Source organism: Rhizobium sp. AQ_MP, assembly GCF_014237835.1.
Taxonomy (GTDB): Bacteria; Pseudomonadota; Alphaproteobacteria; order Rhizobiales; family Rhizobiaceae; genus Allorhizobium.
In genome coordinates this window covers 30,846-47,299 of record NZ_JACJVI010000017.1, presented here as the reverse complement: position 1 = coordinate 47,299, position 16,454 = coordinate 30,846, and the positions used below count along the sequence as shown (strand labels likewise).

The 16,454-nt window shown below is 60.3% G+C and carries 13 protein-coding genes; 10 read left to right on the top strand and 3 right to left on the bottom strand.

Annotated features, from left to right (window positions below):
• Nucleotides 1-243: 243 nt before the first annotated feature.
• Complete coding sequence (locus H6M51_RS20080) at nt 244-2,394, bottom strand: PAS domain-containing sensor histidine kinase (protein ID WP_185811579.1); 2,151 nt, start codon at nt 2,392-2,394, stop codon at nt 244-246.
• Nucleotides 2,391-3,131, bottom strand: a complete 741-nt coding sequence (locus tag H6M51_RS20075; protein ID WP_185811578.1) for a response regulator transcription factor — start codon at nt 3,129-3,131, stop codon at nt 2,391-2,393. The genes H6M51_RS20080 and H6M51_RS20075 overlap by 4 nt, the downstream gene beginning before the upstream one ends.
• Nucleotides 3,132-3,466: 335 nt before the next feature.
• On the opposite strand from H6M51_RS20075, the gene H6M51_RS20070 reads away from it, so the two are divergent.
• The 5 genes from H6M51_RS20070 to H6M51_RS20050 all read left to right on the top strand — a co-directional run bounded on the left by H6M51_RS20070 (nt 3,467) and on the right by H6M51_RS20050 (nt 9,703).
• Nucleotides 3,467-4,369, top strand: coding sequence for an ABC transporter substrate-binding protein (locus tag H6M51_RS20070; RefSeq protein WP_139330603.1), 903 nt, complete (start codon nt 3,467-3,469; stop codon nt 4,367-4,369).
• A 108-nt stretch (nt 4,370-4,477) separates the two neighbouring features.
• On the top strand, nt 4,478-5,503 hold the full coding sequence (locus tag H6M51_RS20065; protein WP_185811577.1) for an ABC transporter substrate-binding protein: 1,026 nt from the start codon (nt 4,478-4,480) through the stop codon (nt 5,501-5,503).
• 76 nt (nt 5,504-5,579) lie between these two features.
• The gene (locus H6M51_RS20060) at nt 5,580-7,811 is read left to right on the top strand and encodes an iron ABC transporter permease (protein ID WP_185811576.1); all 2,232 of its coding nucleotides are present in this window, start codon (nt 5,580-5,582) and stop codon (nt 7,809-7,811) included.
• On the top strand, nt 7,808-8,866 hold the full coding sequence (locus H6M51_RS20055) for an ABC transporter ATP-binding protein (RefSeq protein WP_185811575.1): 1,059 nt from the start codon (nt 7,808-7,810) through the stop codon (nt 8,864-8,866). Before H6M51_RS20060 ends, H6M51_RS20055 begins: the two co-directional genes overlap by 4 nt.
• Nucleotides 8,867-8,899: 33 nt before the next feature.
• On the top strand, nt 8,900-9,703 hold the full coding sequence (locus H6M51_RS20050; protein WP_185811574.1) for an inositol monophosphatase family protein: 804 nt from the start codon (nt 8,900-8,902) through the stop codon (nt 9,701-9,703).
• 608 nt (nt 9,704-10,311) lie between these two features.
• Here the strand turns inward: H6M51_RS20050 and H6M51_RS20045 are convergent.
• Complete coding sequence (locus H6M51_RS20045; protein ID WP_185811573.1) at nt 10,312-10,605, bottom strand: putative quinol monooxygenase; 294 nt, start codon at nt 10,603-10,605, stop codon at nt 10,312-10,314.
• Nucleotides 10,606-10,758: 153 nt separating this feature from the next.
• Here H6M51_RS20045 and H6M51_RS20040 point away from each other — a divergent pair, with 153 nt between their 5' ends.
• From H6M51_RS20040 to H6M51_RS20020, 5 genes are all read left to right on the top strand, one after another.
• Nucleotides 10,759-11,772, top strand: coding sequence for a substrate-binding domain-containing protein (locus H6M51_RS20040; protein WP_185811572.1), 1,014 nt, complete (start codon nt 10,759-10,761; stop codon nt 11,770-11,772).
• A gap of 75 nt (nt 11,773-11,847) precedes the next feature.
• Entirely contained in the window at nt 11,848-13,386 is a 1,539-nt protein-coding gene (locus H6M51_RS20035) for a sugar ABC transporter ATP-binding protein (protein ID WP_185811571.1), read from the top strand.
• A gap of 14 nt (nt 13,387-13,400) precedes the next feature.
• Entirely contained in the window at nt 13,401-14,402 is a 1,002-nt protein-coding gene (locus H6M51_RS20030) for an ABC transporter permease (protein ID WP_185811570.1), read from the top strand.
• 32 nt (nt 14,403-14,434) lie between these two features.
• Nucleotides 14,435-15,400, top strand: coding sequence for a sugar-binding transcriptional regulator (locus H6M51_RS20025; protein ID WP_185811569.1), 966 nt, complete (start codon nt 14,435-14,437; stop codon nt 15,398-15,400).
• Nucleotides 15,401-15,404: 4 nt separating this feature from the next.
• The gene (locus H6M51_RS20020) at nt 15,405-16,403 is read left to right on the top strand and encodes an aldo/keto reductase (RefSeq protein WP_185811568.1); all 999 of its coding nucleotides are present in this window, start codon (nt 15,405-15,407) and stop codon (nt 16,401-16,403) included.
• Nucleotides 16,404-16,454 lie beyond the last annotated feature (51 nt).

Below are 16,454 nucleotides of genomic sequence, written 5' to 3'. Positions count from 1 at the left end.
ATTTTGTGCGGAAAACCGAACTGAAATGGCCTGCCTGGAGAACCTGGATTCTCACATGATTTCAATGACTTAGAAAAGAAGACTTTGATTTTCCTCTGTTTTCCTGCCGCGAGCGACCGTGGATGTCATCTTTGTGCCCTGCCTTTGGGCCGACGTCAACATGGCGGGAGAGCGGCAATTATTTCCGCTTTCGGTTATCCAGGTTCCTGTGATGCTCGGTTGAATGGTGAGGGCTAAAGGCCTTCAATGGTGAGCTCGGACCCGCTCGTGTTCAGCCTGCCACGACGTCGCATCCGACTTCGACGGAAGGAAACAAAGCTCCACCCGTGTGCCTTCGCCTAAGCGAGAGGTGATCCTAACTTCACCACCAGACTGGCGGACGAACCCATAGACCATGGCGAGCCCGAGGCCTGATCCTCCGGTTTTCGACCTCGTGGTGAAGTAGGGTTCCATCGCTTGGTCCAGAACTTCGGGCGACATGCCGACACCTTCGTCGATGACTGCGATGGTGACCGTGTTTGCCTCCCCGCGCGCTTCAATTCGGACTGTTCCGCCATCCGGCATTGCGGCCGACGCGTTGAGGCAAAGATTCAGAATGGATTGCTCGAGCAGCGCGGGATCAAGGCTAACGGTTGGCAGATTGGCGGCGAGCTCCAGCTCCAGACGATTGCGGGCGCCAATTGCCATTTCCAGAACATCAGCCATCCCTTGAAGGATCGTGGCGATGTCTATCGAGGCTGGCCGTATCTGCTGCTGGCTACCGACGGATAACATGCTGGAGGCGAGTGCGCGCCCTCGTTCAGCGGCCTTTCGTATGCGCCCGAGGTGCCGCTTCTGCCGTTCGGTGAACTCTGGTTCGCGCTCCAGTAGGCCAAGACTGCCGGTGATGATGCCGATCATATTGCCAACCTCGTGGCTTACCTGATGCGTCATGCGCATGACCACATCCAGGCGCTGGGCGCGGGCCGCCTCCATCTCCTGGCGATCCATGGCCGTCACGTCGCGGGCGAGCAGGACCACGCCGCCGTCAGGTTGCCTTGAAGCAGAAATCTCCACCACCTGGTCGTCAACAAACCGGTGCCGCAGCATCTGACGCTCCACAAGCGAGCCGCTCTCGTTTTCGTTTGGCATGAGAAGCGGATCGATCTCAGGGACCGTTCCAACGAACCGGCGCAGCGTCATTTTTCGCGACGATCCCGTTTGGCGCATCAGTTCGATGATGCGACGGTTCATGGTGATCGGCCGACCTGTCGGATCGAAGAGGGCGATGCCTTCATTCATTGTCCGGAAAGTGGATCGGATCGTCCGAGCAGCCGCTTCTGCCGTGCGTCTCAGACGGGACACGCGATCGACGCTCTCCTTGAAAGCGCGAAAGGCGTCAAGCAAGCGGATCAGCTCCGTTTCAGTCCCAGCATAAACGGGCGGCCCGACATTTTCCTCTCCGCGAGCCAGCGCATTCATGCCGCGCGAGAGGTCACCTATTCCGTGTGAAACGCGCATAACTGAGCGAATTGAGAGAATAGCGAGGATAACGACCGCGAAGGATGCAAGCACGATCATGACAAGCAGTTGGCGCAATGCGCTTGAGGTGGCTTCGAGATTCTTGTTCAGCGCGCTGGCAACGAATGCGCTCTGGGTTTCGGTTGCATGCGAAAGGTCGCGCGAGACTGTGTGCAGCCGTGAGACCGATGCGCGGATGGTGAACATCTCCAGCAGGTAACGGGTCTGTGCCTCAAAGATCCGACGGTAGGGTTCCAGTTGCTCAGGCGAGACCCTCAAGTTGGGGCCTGGTACCAGCATTCGGACGGTCGTCTCGGCGACGAAACGTCGTTGAAGTTCGCCAAGCTGGAAAAGACTGTCCGAGGTGGAGGCTGATTGTGCGATGTCGTTCAGACGCTGCCGTAGCTCCTGATCCTGAATGGCGCGAGCGGTCGCGATCTCTCCGAGTGCGACGGCCGCTTCGGCCTTGTGTACCTGTGCGGCATCTGCATTTGCCGCAAGTGCCAGTGTCTGGGCCTCGATGCTCTCGAGCAGTTCAATGATCCGGTGCGCGCCGGTGCCCGGCATGGCAGCGCCGGACTTATCCGGTGCCATGGTCTCCAGAAGTGTCTCTACCTGCGCGACCACGGCGCGGCTTTCGCTCGAAACACGATAGGGAGAAGTGGCATTCATCAGGAATGGCGCGCTCGAAACAAGGTCGGAAACTTGCCTAGATACCAGCGAGGCCTTGGCGAGGCTTGAAAAGGCCTGCACGCTGTAGGCCGACATTTCACTGCGCGCCCTTTGCAGGCCGTAGATGGCGACGGTCGACAGGAGGAGAACCGAGACGCAGATGAAGGCGATTGCGAAAGGCAATCGGAAGGCGATGGAGGACAGGAAGGCGCGGTTGATCAAGGCGATAATCCGGCTTCATCGGTGTGCAGCACATAACCTTTGCCGCGTCGCGTTTGGATATGGCGGGGGAGATCCGGGTTGCGCTCGATCTTACGCCTGAGCCGCAGGACCAGAACATCGACGTTGCGATCAACGAAACGATCGGAGTCTGCCCCCATCCGGTCAAGAATGTGCGCACGGCTCACGGGCGCGTTCGGCGTCTCGGCGAGGATCTCAAGCAGGGCGAACTCTGCTGCCGTTAGAGTCTTGGTTGGATCGGTCAGGCAAACGGCGCGGCGCTGAGCCAAATCGACAGCCCATTCGCCGAGCCTGAGCGCCGTTGACGGCTGTTCGCGCTCAATCTCCCTGTCGTGGCGCAGTTGTGGATGGGTACGACGGAGAACAGCCTTGATCCGTGCGGTCAGTTCATTCGGTTCGAAGGGTTTGACCACATAGTCATCTGCCGCAGTTTCGAGCCCCAGCACCCGATCGGTCGCACTTCCTGCTGCTGTCACCATGACGATGCCGACGTCGGTCTGCGCCCTCAAACGCTGTGCGAAGGCTCGGCCCGAAAGGCCCGGCAGATTGTGGTCGACCAGAACCAGTTGAACTGTCTCATGCTGCAATCGTTCTTGTGCAACCTCGGCTGAGGGGGCGGTAACTGGTATCCATCCCTCTGCCTCCACCAGGTCACAGATAAGCTCCGCCATATCCGGATCGTCTTCGACGATCAGAATTTTCACCTTTTGATCCAACACGTTGCAGTCCTCCCATCAGCATCATAACCGGGCAGGGAGAAAACGCCAAAGATTTGCTGGTTATCGCTGGACGTCACAATTGTAATATTTGAAATCCCTGAAACGCATGGAGGCGGCCCTGTTGAAAGATCGGTAACCATTCTCCGGGTTGCCAGCCGGAACCGATATAGACATGCTTCAGTCATTGGAACGGGGAGGTTCCAAGGGAGGACGACGTGAAGTTATTGACCGTCATCGGCGCAGGGGTGCTTGTGACCCTTGCCACGGCTACGAGTTCGCGGGCAGCAGACACGCTCAACATTCTGTGCGGTGTCGACGAGGTCTGGTGCGCCGTCATGGAAAAGACCTACGAGGCGAAGACCGGGCTTGCCATCAACATGCCGCGGATGAGCACCGGAGAAATACTCGACCGTGTGCGGGCTGAGAAAGACGCGTCGACGGTCGATGTCTGGTGGGGCGGGACCGGCGTCACGCATCTGCAGGCAGCCTATGAAGGGTTGCTTGAACCTTATCGTCCCCAGCAAGAAGCAGACCTTCTGCCCTGGGCTCGGAACTTCTTTTCCCTGTCCGGCGGCACGTCCGTCGGCCTTTATGCCGGGGCGCTCGGATTTGCTTACAACGGCGAGCTTCTGGCGGCTGCAGGGTTGCCGGCGCCCAACTGCTGGAAGGATCTCGCCAAGCCGATCTATCGCGGCCACATCCTGTCTGGAAACCCGCATTCGTCAGGGACCGCCTTCACAACGCTGGTGACGCTCGTGCAGTTGCTCGGCGAAGACGAGGCTTTTGGCTATATGCGCGAACTCGGCCAGAACATCACCGAATATACAAAGGCCGGTGCAGAGCCGGTCAAGGCGGCGGGCAGGGGAGAGATCACGATCGGCATCTCCTTCATGCATGATGCCGTCACGCAAAAGGAGGCGGGCGCTCCCCTCGTGATCGTCGCGCCCTGCGAGGGCACCGGCTACGAGATCGGAGCGGTCAGCATCGTCAAAGGCAGTCGCAATCTGGAAGAGGCGCGGCGCTTCGTCGATTTTGCGCTGAGCCCCGAAGGGCAGGCGACCGGTGCTGCCGCGGGTCAGAACCAGGTGCCATCCAACGCCCGGGCCGTGCTGCCGCCCGCCGCTCCCGATATCTCGATGATCAAGATGGTGGACTATGATTTTGCCACCTTCGGATCACCCGAACAGCGAAGTCGACTGCTGAGCCGCTTCGATAGCGAGATCAACCCGACGAACTGATTTTTCCACGACCGGACGATCCCAGACACGGTGCCTTCCAAGCACCGCCGCCGAAGGCTTGTCCGTTTTCTTCGACTTCCATCAGACGCAAGCAACAGGAGGATACCCATGCGACTGACAATACTCTCGACTCTACTTTTCGCCGGCACGAGCTTGTCTGCCGGCTCGGCCTTGGCCGCTGGTGAGCTCAACCTTATCTGCGCTGCCGACGTCGTCATCTGCGAACAGATGCAGGGCGATTTCGAAAAGGCACACGACATCAAGGTCAACATGGTCCGCATGTCCTCCGGTGAGGCCTATGCCAAGATCCGCGCCGAAGCCCGCAATCCGAAGACCGACCTCTGGTGGGCCGGCACCGGCGACCCTCATCTCCAGGCCGCTTCCGAAGGGCTGACGGAAGAATACAAGTCGCCGATGTTGGACCAGTTGCAGGATTGGGCAAAGAACCAGGCCGAAAGCTCGGGCTTCAAGACCGTGGGCGTCTATGCCGGCGCGCTCGGCTGGGGTTACAACACCGAGATCTTCAAGCAGAAGGGATATAAAGAACCGGTTTGCTGGGCCGACCTCCTGGCTCCCGAGCTGAAGGGCGAGATACAGATCGCTAACCCGAACTCCTCCGGAACCGCCTATACCGCGCTCGCCTCGCTCGTGCAGATCATGGGCGAAGACAAGGCCTTCGAATATCTGAAGTCCCTCAACGCCAACATCTCGCAATACACCAAGTCCGGCTCCGCGCCGGTGAAGGCTGCTGCCCGCGGCGAGACCGGTCTCGGTATCGTCTTCATGCATGATGCGGTGGCCCAGACGGCCGAGGGCTTCCCGGTCAAGTCGATCGCACCTTGCGAAGGTACCGGCTACGAGATCGGCTCCATGTCGATCGTCAAGGGCGCTCGCAACATGGAGAATGCCAAGATCTGGTACGACTGGTCGCTGAAGCCTGAAGTGCAGTCGCGCATGAAGGACGCCAAGTCCTTCCAGCTTCCCTCGAACAAGACGGCGGAGATCCCCAAGGAAGCGCCGCGCTTCGAGGACATCAAGCTCATCGACTACGACTTCAAGACCTATGGCGATCCGGAAAAGCGCAAGGCACTGCTCGAGCGCTGGGACCGTGAAATCGGTGCCGTCGCCAACTGACGCCTGATCCTATCCGCCGGCGGTTTCTGGACCGCCGGCCCCCTTCCTTCTTCCGCTTCTACTGATGAGGTCGACCATGAGACATGGCAACCGCAGACTGGACCTGTTGCTGGCATTTGGAGCCGCGTCCTTCATTCTGCTTCCCTGGTACAGGCTGGAATCCGGCTTCTTCGGATTGGACTGGCTTGGCGATTTTCCCTTCACGGAGAGCGCTGCGCCAGGCGTTCTGCAGTTGTTGGGTCACGGTCGCCTCTGGCTTCTCGGTGTCGTTCTCTTCTTCAGTCTCGGTTTCGCAGCACGTTTCATTGCCGACCCGATGCGCCGTGGTGCGTTTTTTGCGGCAGCAGGTGCGGCAGGCCTCCTCTATCTCTGTCTGCAGGGGCTTGCGGTCGGTTTCTCCGGCTGGACCTGGGGGATCAGTGAAACACTTTTCGGAGCGCTATCCGATGGGCAACCCTCCATGGGCGCCGGCGCCGTCACCATGGCGATCGTCTTCGTGCTCATGTTTGCCTTCGGCCTCGTGGAGCGCGGCGTGATGATGGGCGATGCCTTCGTCGTCGGGTCGATCTCGCTGCTTGTCTTCCTCGTCTTCGTCTTCGTTTTTTATCCGATCGGCAGCATGCTGGTGGCGGCCGTCCAGGATTTCGACGGTTCCTTCAAGCCGGATGGCTTCATCCGCAACCTTCAGGATCCGGGCATCTGGAGCCTGAGCTGCCTAGTGAGTGAGGGCCGCTGCGGCGTCGCCTGGCGCACCTTCACGCTCGCCATCATGACGGCGTCCGCCTCCACATTGCTGGGCCTTGCCTTCGCACTCGTGGCGACCCGCACCCGCTTTCCTTTCAAGAAGGGTCTGCGGCTTCTCACCGTGCTGCCGATCATCACGCCACCCTTTGTCATCGGCCTTGCACTCGTTCTGCTATTCGGTCGCGCCGGCGTAGTGACCGAGACGCTCTCGAGTCTGTTCGGCATCGAGCCTGGCCGCTGGCTCTACGGCCCGACCGGCATCTGGATTGCCCAGGTCCTGTCCTTCACTCCGATTTCTTTTCTCGTCCTGATCGGTGTCGTCGAGGGCGTCAGCCCGTCGATGGAAGAGGCTTCGCAGACGCTGAGAGCCGATCGCTGGCGCACCTTCTGGCGCGTTTCGCTGCCTCTCATGAAGCCTGGCCTCGCCAATGCCTTCCTGATCGGCTTCATCGAAAGCATGGCCGATTTCGGCAACCCGCTCGTGCTCGGTGGAAGTAATGGCGTGCTCTCGACCGAAATCTTCTTCGCCGTTGTCGGCTCGCAGAACGATCCGTCGCGCGCTGCCGTGCTCGCGCTCGTCCTCCTCTTCTTCACGCTGTCGGCCTTTCTTGCCCAGCGCCTCTGGCTGTCGGGGAAGAATTTCGCGACCGTCACCGGCAAGGGAGACAGCGGCGCCCATATTGCCCTGCCGCGCGGCATATCGATTGGCGTACATGCTCTCGTTATCCCCTGGATGATCTTCACCGTCGTCATCTACGGCATGATCCTCGTCGGAGGCTTCGTGACCACTTGGGGCCTCGACAATACGCTGACCCTCGAACATTACGCCCGAGCCTTTTCCGTCAGCATCCAGAACGGCTCGATTGCCTGGACGGGTGTTGCCTGGAACTCCTTCTGGACGACCATGGAGATCTCGCTCATCTCCGCGCCGTTGACCACAGCCGTCGGACTTCTGACCGCCTACATCATCGTCCGGCAGAAGTTTGCCGGCCGGAACCTCTTCGAGTTCGCCCTGATGATGAGCTTTGCCATTCCGGGCACGGTCATCGGCGTCAGCTACATCATGGCCTTCAACCTGCCGCCGCTCGAAATGACCGGCTCGGCGCTGATCCTGATTGCCTGCTTCGTCTTCCGCAACATGCCGGTCGGCGTACGCGGCGGGATCGCGGCGATGAGCCAGCTCGACAAGAGCCTGGATGAAGCCTCTCTCACGCTTCGAGCCGACAGCTTCCGCACGGTGCGCAAGATCATCCTGCCGCTCTTGAGGCCAGCCATCACGGCAGCCCTCGTCTATTCCTTTGTGCGGGCCATTACCTCGATCAGCGCGGTCATCTTCCTCGTCAGTGCCGAACATAACATGGCGACCTCCTACATCGTCGGCCTAGTCGAAAATGGCGAGTACGGCGTGGCGATCGCCTATTCCTCGATGCTGATCGTCGTGATGATCACCGTCATCGGTGGTTTCCAACTCCTCGTCGGCGAACGCAAGCTGCGTCGCGAAAACCGTATTGCCGGTCTCGGCAACAACAGTCCCGTTCCTCTCGGTCAGGAGAAAACCGCATGATCACCGTAAAAGCCGGATCCGTAACATTCCAGAATGTCCGCAAGTCCTTTGGCGCTTTCACCGCCATCCATGATCTTTCACTCACGATCGAGCCGGGAACGCTTGTCACCCTGCTTGGCCCCTCCGGCTGCGGCAAGACGACAACTTTGCGCATGCTGGCGGGGCTTGAGCATCCGACCTCCGGAAAGATCCTGATCGGCGGCAAGGATGTGACCATGTTGCCGGCGAACGAACGCGACGTTTCGATGGTTTTTCAGTCCTATGCGCTCTTTCCACACATGACCTCGCTCGAAAACGTCGCCTACGGCCTTCAGTCGTCAGGACTGGGCAAGAAGGAGGCGCGTGAGAAGGCCGAGGAAGGCCTCAAACTCGTTGGCCTTGCCGGCATGGGGCATCGCCTTCCGGCCGAGCTTTCGGGTGGTCAGCAGCAGCGCGTCGCGGTCGCTCGTGCTTTGGTTCTCGAACCTCAGGTCCTGTTGCTCGACGAGCCGCTCTCCAACCTCGATGCACGTCTGCGCCGCCGCGTCCGCACGGAGATCCGCGATCTCCAGCAACGCCTTGGCTTCACAGCTGTGTATGTCACCCATGACCAGGACGAGGCGCTTGCCGTCTCCGACCGGATCATCGTGATGAAGGATGGTGAGATCGCCCAGTCGGGGGCACCGCGCGAACTCTACGAAGCGCCGGCCTCGCCCTTCATTGCCGACTTCATGGGGGAGGCGAATGTGCTGCCCTGTGAGGTGGTCCAATCGGAAGGCGGCCAAGTCTTGGTGCGTGTCAGCAATCTTGAGCATCGCCTGCAGTCCAAGGCGGGCCGGGGCCCTGCCAAACTCGCCGTGCGGCCCGGTGCCATCCGTATCGACGCTGCCGGCGCAGAGGGCCTGAGGGGCCGCGTCCTGCACTCCGCCTATCTCGGCGGTCATGTCGAATATGAGGTCGAGACCGATGTCGGCACGCTCTTTGTCATAGATCACGACGTTGATCATGCTCATGCCGCCGCGAGCGACGTCACATTGGCGTTCAAGACCCGTGGCATTTCCGTCATCAGCGGCTGATGATTTTTTTAAAGAAGACCAAGGAAAAAGAGAATGACAGTGAATGATACGGCACTCGCAGCGCGTTTTGTCCTGGCCAAGACGCTGGCGGCGGAAGCGGGAGCCATGGCGCTCGACTACTTCAACCGGCGCGATACGCTGGTGATTGAAACGAAGCGCGATCTACAGGATGTGGTGTCGATCGCGGACCGCAATGTTGAAACCTTCCTGAAGGAGCGCGTTGCTGAAATCTACGCAAATGATGGGTTCTTAGGCGAGGAGTTCGGCCACGACGAAGGCTCCTCCGGCTTCACCTGGGTTGTCGACCCGATCGACGGCACCGCTCCCTTCGTCAACGGCATGCCGACCTGGTGTGTTTCCGTCGCGATCGTTCGGGATGGGGAGCCGGTCGTGGGCGTGATCCATGTGCCATGCTCGGATGAGCTTTACGCCTCCGCGCTCGGTTTCGGCGCGACGCTGAATGACAAGCCCCTACGTCTCGATCCGTCGCGCAATCTGCAGAACGCCATGACCGGGATCGGCTGCAACAACTACGTCACACCCGAACGCGTCGGTGCGATCATCGCAGGCCTCATGGAGCAGGGCGGTAATTTCATCCGCAACGGGTCCGGTGCGTTGATGCTAGCCTATGTCGCAGCAGGCCGCTTGGTTGGGTATTACGAACCGCATATGCGAGCGTGGGACTGCATGGCTGGTTTCTGCCTCGTCCGCGAAGCCGGCGGAAAGAGCCTTGCCTTTCCCGCAAGCGGTCCCGAGTTCCTGAACGGACATCCGGTTCTTGCCGCAAACCAGTCCTGCTATGATGAACTGATGCAGCTTCACCTTGGCAATCTTTAGAGCCTACGGGGTCCCGATGACGATTTGCGGACAACTACGCCGACGTTGACCACGGCCATGTAGATCTGGGGCCAAGGCCTTGGAAATGATGTCGGGCTCTTCTGGCTAAACGCGGACTTTGTGGCACCAGTCGGAGTCGTCGCGTTAGCCAGTTTGAGCAGCTTCGGGGAAAAAAGGTTTTTGAAAGAGGATTACGCCTAGGGGTCCCCAGCCAATCTTACGAGACCCAATTGAGCACGACGGATGACCTGAAAAACAGATGTCGTAATTGCCAAAGTTGTTGAGAATACGCCGCTTTTTTCTGTGAGAAACAGCCGCCGAAACTATGCGGAAAACCGACCTGAAATGGCCCGCCTGGAGAACCTGGATTCTCACATCATTTCAAAGGCTTAAGAAAATTGCCTTTGCTTTTCCTCTGTTTTCCTGCCGCGAGCGACCGTGGATGCCATCTTTGTGCCCTGGCTTTGGGCCGACGTCAACATGGCGAGAGAGCGGCAATTATTTCCGCGTCTGACCTATCATCTGCTTCAGTCGTACCGTCGTCGTTAAAGCTCCAAACTCTGATGCATCCGAAGGCGAATGCTCAAGTTACGCAGTGACGTGCCGTTTCAGACCCGAGCAAAACGCTCGATCATCAAGCTCAGCGATGCCGTGGCCTCCTTGAAACGCTGGAAGTGGTTCGATGCTCGGTGGGCCGCCAGCGCGGCTTCGGTTTCAAATTCTTCGATCACCAGAAAACCACCGGCGTGCTCGGAGGACTGCAGAATGTCGAACATTCGGTTTCCGGGTTCTCTGCGGCTCGAGCGCTGCAGATCCCGAAGGGCGCTCAGCAGGCTCTCGGCCTCCAGAGGTCCACAGGTGATCCGCAGATGCACGCCAATCGACCGTCGCCGCTGGTTCATGTTACGCCCCCTAAGCGAAATAAATTTCATGAAGAAAAATATTATGCGAGCATGATTGACGCAAGTTCTCCGCCGCGATATTGATCTCGACATGCGATAAATTGCTTTAGGCGATTTTTATTGCAGATGATCACCATCTCTGGGAGGGGAAAAATGCTGAAGTCTTTGAAGGCCGCGACCGCCATCGGCCTGATTGCCGCCGCCGCCATTGCCGGGGCCGTCGCGCCGGCCAACGCCGAAGGAAAGTTTGCCTGCGAGCCGGGCGAAACCTATGTCATGAACGTGATGGTCTCTGGCCATCCCTATTGGGTCCCGGTTTTCGAAGGCTTCAAGCAAGCCGCTAAGGCACTGGGCTGCGAAGCGGCCTTCACCGGCACGCCGGAATACGACATCACCAAGCAGATCGCGTCCTTCGAGCAAGAAGTGGTGAAGAAGCCGAAAGGCATCCTGCTGCATCCGATGCAGGCGGACCCCTTCATCGAGCCGATCAACAAGGCGATCGACGCGGGCATCTCGGTCACGACCTTTGCGGCAGACTCGCCGAAGTCGAAGCGCACCGCCTACATCACCTCCGACAATGTCGCCGAGGCGAAGTTTGCAGCCGAGGAGATCGTCAAGGCGCTCGGCGGCAAGGGCGAATACGCTGTTCTCGAGAATCCGGGCCAGAGCAACCATGATCTGCGGGTCACGGCACTCATCGACTACATGGAGCGGACCCATCCTGACATGAAGCTGGTCGGCCGCCAGGCGACGAACCAGGATTCCAACGCAGCCTATCAGGCGGTCTCCGCCATGCTCCAGGCCAATCCGAACCTCGGCGCTCTCTGGATCCCCGAAGCCGGTTCGGCAGAAGGTGCGGTTGCCTCTGTGCTCGAAGCCAAGAAGAAGGTGCTGATCCTCCATGCGGACATCACGCCCACCACGCTTGAGCACATCAAGCAGGGCAACATCCACATGTCGATCAACCCCAATCAGGGCATCCAGGGCTTCATGGGCTTCATGAACACTTTCCTTGGCGCCCATCCGGAGCTGATCGACCCGTTCAACGACTACAAGGTGTCGGGCTTCAACCCGATGCAGATCCCCTCGATGGACAACGGCTTTGCGGTCATCACCAAGGCCAACGCCGCATCCTTCGATCTCAACGAATACATGAAGGGCCGCTGAGCGCGACCCGACGTGACCCCGGCGGCGCCTCTTGCGGCGCCGGGGAAGTCGAAGTGACGAAAGGGTAGGGGTATCATGGCCGAGGTCGTCCTCAGCTTGACGGATGTGCACAAGTCGTTTGGACCGGTTCAGGCCCTGCGCGGCGCCGAGTTCGAACTGCGCCGGGGCGAAATTCACGCGCTGGCGGGCGAAAACGGCGCGGGCAAGTCGACGTTGATGCACATCATCGACGGCATCCTGCAGCCCGACAGTGGCGAGATCCGCCTCGACGGTGCCCCCGTTCGCATCGCTTCGCCGAATGTCGCAAACCGGCTCGGCATCGGCTTCGTCCACCAGGAAATCGCGCTCTGCCCGGAGATTTCGGTCGCGGAAAACATGTTCATGGCCGAAACGGGGAGAAGCCGGACCCTGTTGATGGACTACCGCGCGCTGGTCGTCCGCGCCGCCGAGATCCTCAAGGAAATCGGCGATATCGATCCGAGGCGCCGTGCCGGCGATCTCTCGATTTCGCAGCAACAGATCGTCGAGATCGCCAAGGCGCTGACGCTCGATTGCCGTATCCTGATCCTCGACGAGCCGACAGCGGCTTTGACCGAAACCGAAGCGCAGACGCTGTTCAAGATCATGCGTCGCCTCGCCGATCGCGGCATCGCGATCATCTATATTTCCCACCGCATGGCGGAGATCTTCCAGCATTGTGACCGGATCACCATCATGCGCGACGGTTGCCACATCAAGACGGCCGACATCGCGGCGATCACGCCGGAGGATGTCGTCAACAGCATGGTCGGGCGCGTGCTCGACAAGCTCTATCCGCCCAAGCAGGCACCGGATGCAAAGTCCGACGATGTCATCCTGTCGGTGCGCAACCTTACCGAGGGGCGCAGGGTCAAAGATGTCAGCCTCGACTTACGCAAGGGCGAGATCCTGGGGCTTGCCGGCCTGATCGGCGCGGGGCGCAGCGAGATCGTCCGTGCCATCTGCCGGCTGGAAGGCAAGGCTGAGGGCGAGGTGGTGCTGAAGGGCCGGAAGCTCACTCTTCGGGACTATCGCGACAGCATCCGCGAGGGGCTGGTCTATGTCTCCGAAGACCGCAAGGGCGACGGCCTGTTTCTCAACATGTCGATCCCTAACAATGTCTCGTCGCTGGATCTCAAGCGGGTCTCGAACCCCTTCGGCTTGATCAATCGACGTCGGGAGACGGCCAGAGCCGAACAGTTCGGATCGCGGCTCAAGCTGCGCTCCAACGGTGTTGCCGACGCGGTCAACACGCTGAGCGGTGGCAACCAGCAGAAGGTGGCGCTTGCCAGAATGCTGTCGGTCGAGCCCGAAGTCGTCTTTCTCGACGAGCCGACCCGTGGTGTCGATGTCGGCGCCAAGGCGGAGATCCATCGTCAGATCAGAGATCTCGCCAATGAGGGCGTCGGTGTCGTCGTCATCTCGTCCGAACTCCCTGAACTCATCGGGGTCAGCGACAGGGTGCTGGTGGTCCGCGAAGGCCGCATCACGGGAGAGGTGAGCGGCGCGGAGATGACCGAAGAACGGATCATGCATCTTGCATCGATCAGCAGTCAGGTGGCCCAAGGCGATACTTCGCCTGTGGGCGAAGCATGAGGGAGTGGGACAAGATGGCAACGATCGACACGCAGTATCACGCAGGCTCGGCCACCGAGCGCCGGGTCCAGTGGTGGGCACCCGCAATCAAGGCACGCGAGACGGGCCTGATCGTCATCATCCTGACGCTGTTTACGGTGATGTCCTTCATCTCCCCCTACTTCCTCACGGTCGACAACCTCCGCGCCATGGCCATGGCCTTTGCGGTGGAGAGCATCGTGGTGGTCGGCATGACGATCCTCTTGATCTCGGGCGGCATCGACCTTTCGGTCGGTTCGGTCACGGCGCTCGCCATGGTGGTCGCCGGATGGCTGTTTCTGAACGGGATCGATCCCTGGGCCGCTGCCGCCTTTGCCATCGCGGTCACCACCTGCATCGGCATGTTCATGGGCTTTCTGACGACCGTGGTCGGTCTGCACCATTTCATCGTCTCGCTCGGTGTCATGGTGATTGCCCGCGGCGTCTGCCTGCTGGCGACGGGCGGTCGACCGCTCGGGCTCTTCTCCCTGCCGCCTGAGTTCAAGTTCATCGGCCAGGGCGCGGTCTACGGCATCCCGCTCGTCATCATCATCTTCGTGGTCGTCGTGGTGTCCTTCGACTTCCTGCTGCGCCGGACAACTGCCTTCCGCAAAGTCTTCTATACCGGCAGCAATCCCAAGGCGGCCGCCTATTCGGGCATCCGTGTCGGCCGCGTCGTCTTCGCCACCACCACGCTCTGCTCTGCGCTCTGCGGCGTGGCCGGCGTCATCTACATGGCCCGCTTCGGATCCGCCCAGCCCAGTTTCGGCGCCGGCATGGAACTGAACGTGATCGCGGCAGCCGTCATCGGTGGCGCCAGCCTGTCGGGCGGTGCAGGCACCATCTTCGGTGCCATCCTCGGCGCGGTCCTGCTTTCGGTGGTTTCCAGCTCGCTCGCCTTGCTCAATGTGTCGGTTTACTGGCAGGACATCATCAAGGGAAGCATTCTGCTCACCGCCGTGCTGTTCGACCACTACCTGGTCAAGCGCCGCCGCTGAGCAGCCGGGAAGCAACGAGGAGACGACGCGTCATGATGGATAACAGGGATGAATTCGATCAGCAGCGCCAGATGTATTCGGTCCTCGTCCTGCATTTCATCGAGGGTGTGAAGCAGTCCGAGATCGCCGAAAGGCTCAACCTTTCGCATACGAAGGTCAACCGCATGATCGCCGCTGGCCGCAAGGCGGGCATGGTCAAGATCAGTATCTCCAGCCCCTATCAACGGCTGGTCGACATGGAAAACGAAGTCACCCAGCGCTTCGGCCTGAAGCAGTCGGTGGTCACGCCCACCGTATCGGATAATCCCGAGACGACGCTGCAGATGGTCGGACGGGTCGCGGCCAACCATCTCCTCGAAACGCTTCGGGATGGAGACGTCATCGCCATCACCGGCGGCAAGGCGGTGAGTGCCGTGGTCGAAAACCTGGAGGCCGAGCGCCGTTTCGATGTCCGGGTCGTGCCACTCACCGGCGGCGTGCAGGGCAAGCATTACACCGACGTCAACCATCTGGCGACGCAACTCGCCGACAAGCTCGGTGGCACCGCGCAGCTCGTCCATGCCCCGCTGTTTGCCGAGGACGATAAGCAGCGCGACCTCCTAATGAATGTCGCCTCGATCCGCGAGGTCTTCGATCTCGCGCGCAAGGCGACTGTGGCTCTGGTCGGCATCGGCTCGGTCCAGGCGCCGGGCTCCGGCTACTACGACCTTTTGCCGGATCCGGCACGCGGCGGCCAGGCGCTTGTTGACGCGGGCATTGCCGGAGAATTTCTGGCGCATCTGATCAAGGCGGACGGTACGCTCGCCGAGATCGATCTCAATTCACGGGTCGTGGCACTCGACCCGGCAGACCTCGCCGATTGCCCGACGATCATTGGTGTGGCGGCAGGCAGCCTGAAGGCGGGTCCGGTGGCTGCGACCCTTGCCGGGCGGTTTTTGACCTCGCTCGTGGTCGATGAAGAAATCGCCCGGGCACTCGATACACATGGGGAAGGATGATCCGGTGACGGACCAAGGCATACTCAACAGGCCCATCGGCCGAAGTGGCATCAAGGCATCAGCCGTGGGGCTCGGCACCTGGGCCATCGGCGGCTGGATGTGGGGCGGCACCGACGAGAAGCAATCGATCGACGCCATAAGAGCCTCGGTGGATGCCGGCGTCTCGCTCATCGATACCGCGCCCGCCTATGGCATGGGGCTGGCGGAAACCATCGTCGGCAAGGCGATTGCAGGCCAGCGCGACAAGGTCGTGCTCGTTTCCAAATGCGGTCTCGTCTGGCATGTCGCCGAAGGCACCTATTTCTTCCAGCAGGACGGCAAGCCGGTTCATCGCTACCTGGGGCCATCCTCCATCCGCCACGAGATCGAACAAAGCCTGCGCCGTTTGGGCACCGACTATATCGATCACTATGTCACTCACTGGCAGGATGGAACGACGCCGATTGCCGACACTGTCGGAGAACTGCTCCGCCTGAAGGACGAGGGCAAGATCCTATCGATCGGCGCGAGCAATGTGTCGGAGGCAGATCTCGCCGCCTATCTCGCGACGGGTGCGCTCGATGCGATCCAGGAGGAATACTCCATGGTCAAGCGCGATATCGAGACGAGTTTCGTTCCCACATGCCTCGACCGTGGGGTTTCCATTCTCAGCTACTCCTCGCTCGCCCTCGGCCTGCTCTCGGGCAAGATTGGTCCGGACCGCGTTTTTGCTGCTGATGACCAGCGCCACGGCAATCCGCGCTTCAGCTTCAGCAACCGGGAAAAGGTCGCGAGATTGATGACGGTGATCGACCCGATCGCGGATCAGCACAAGGCATCGGTCGCCCAGGTCGTCATCGCCTGGACGCTCGCCCAGCCTGGCATCACCTTCTCGCTGTGCGGTGCGCGCGACCCCACCCAGGCGATCGAGAATGCGGGTGCCGCACGCTTGCGCCTGAGCGAACAAGAACTGTCGACCATCACGGCCGGCATTAGAGACCATCTGGTCGAACTCGACCGGTAAACCCTCACAGACCACAACAGAGAATTGGGACGTTGGCCTCAAAACCAGCGA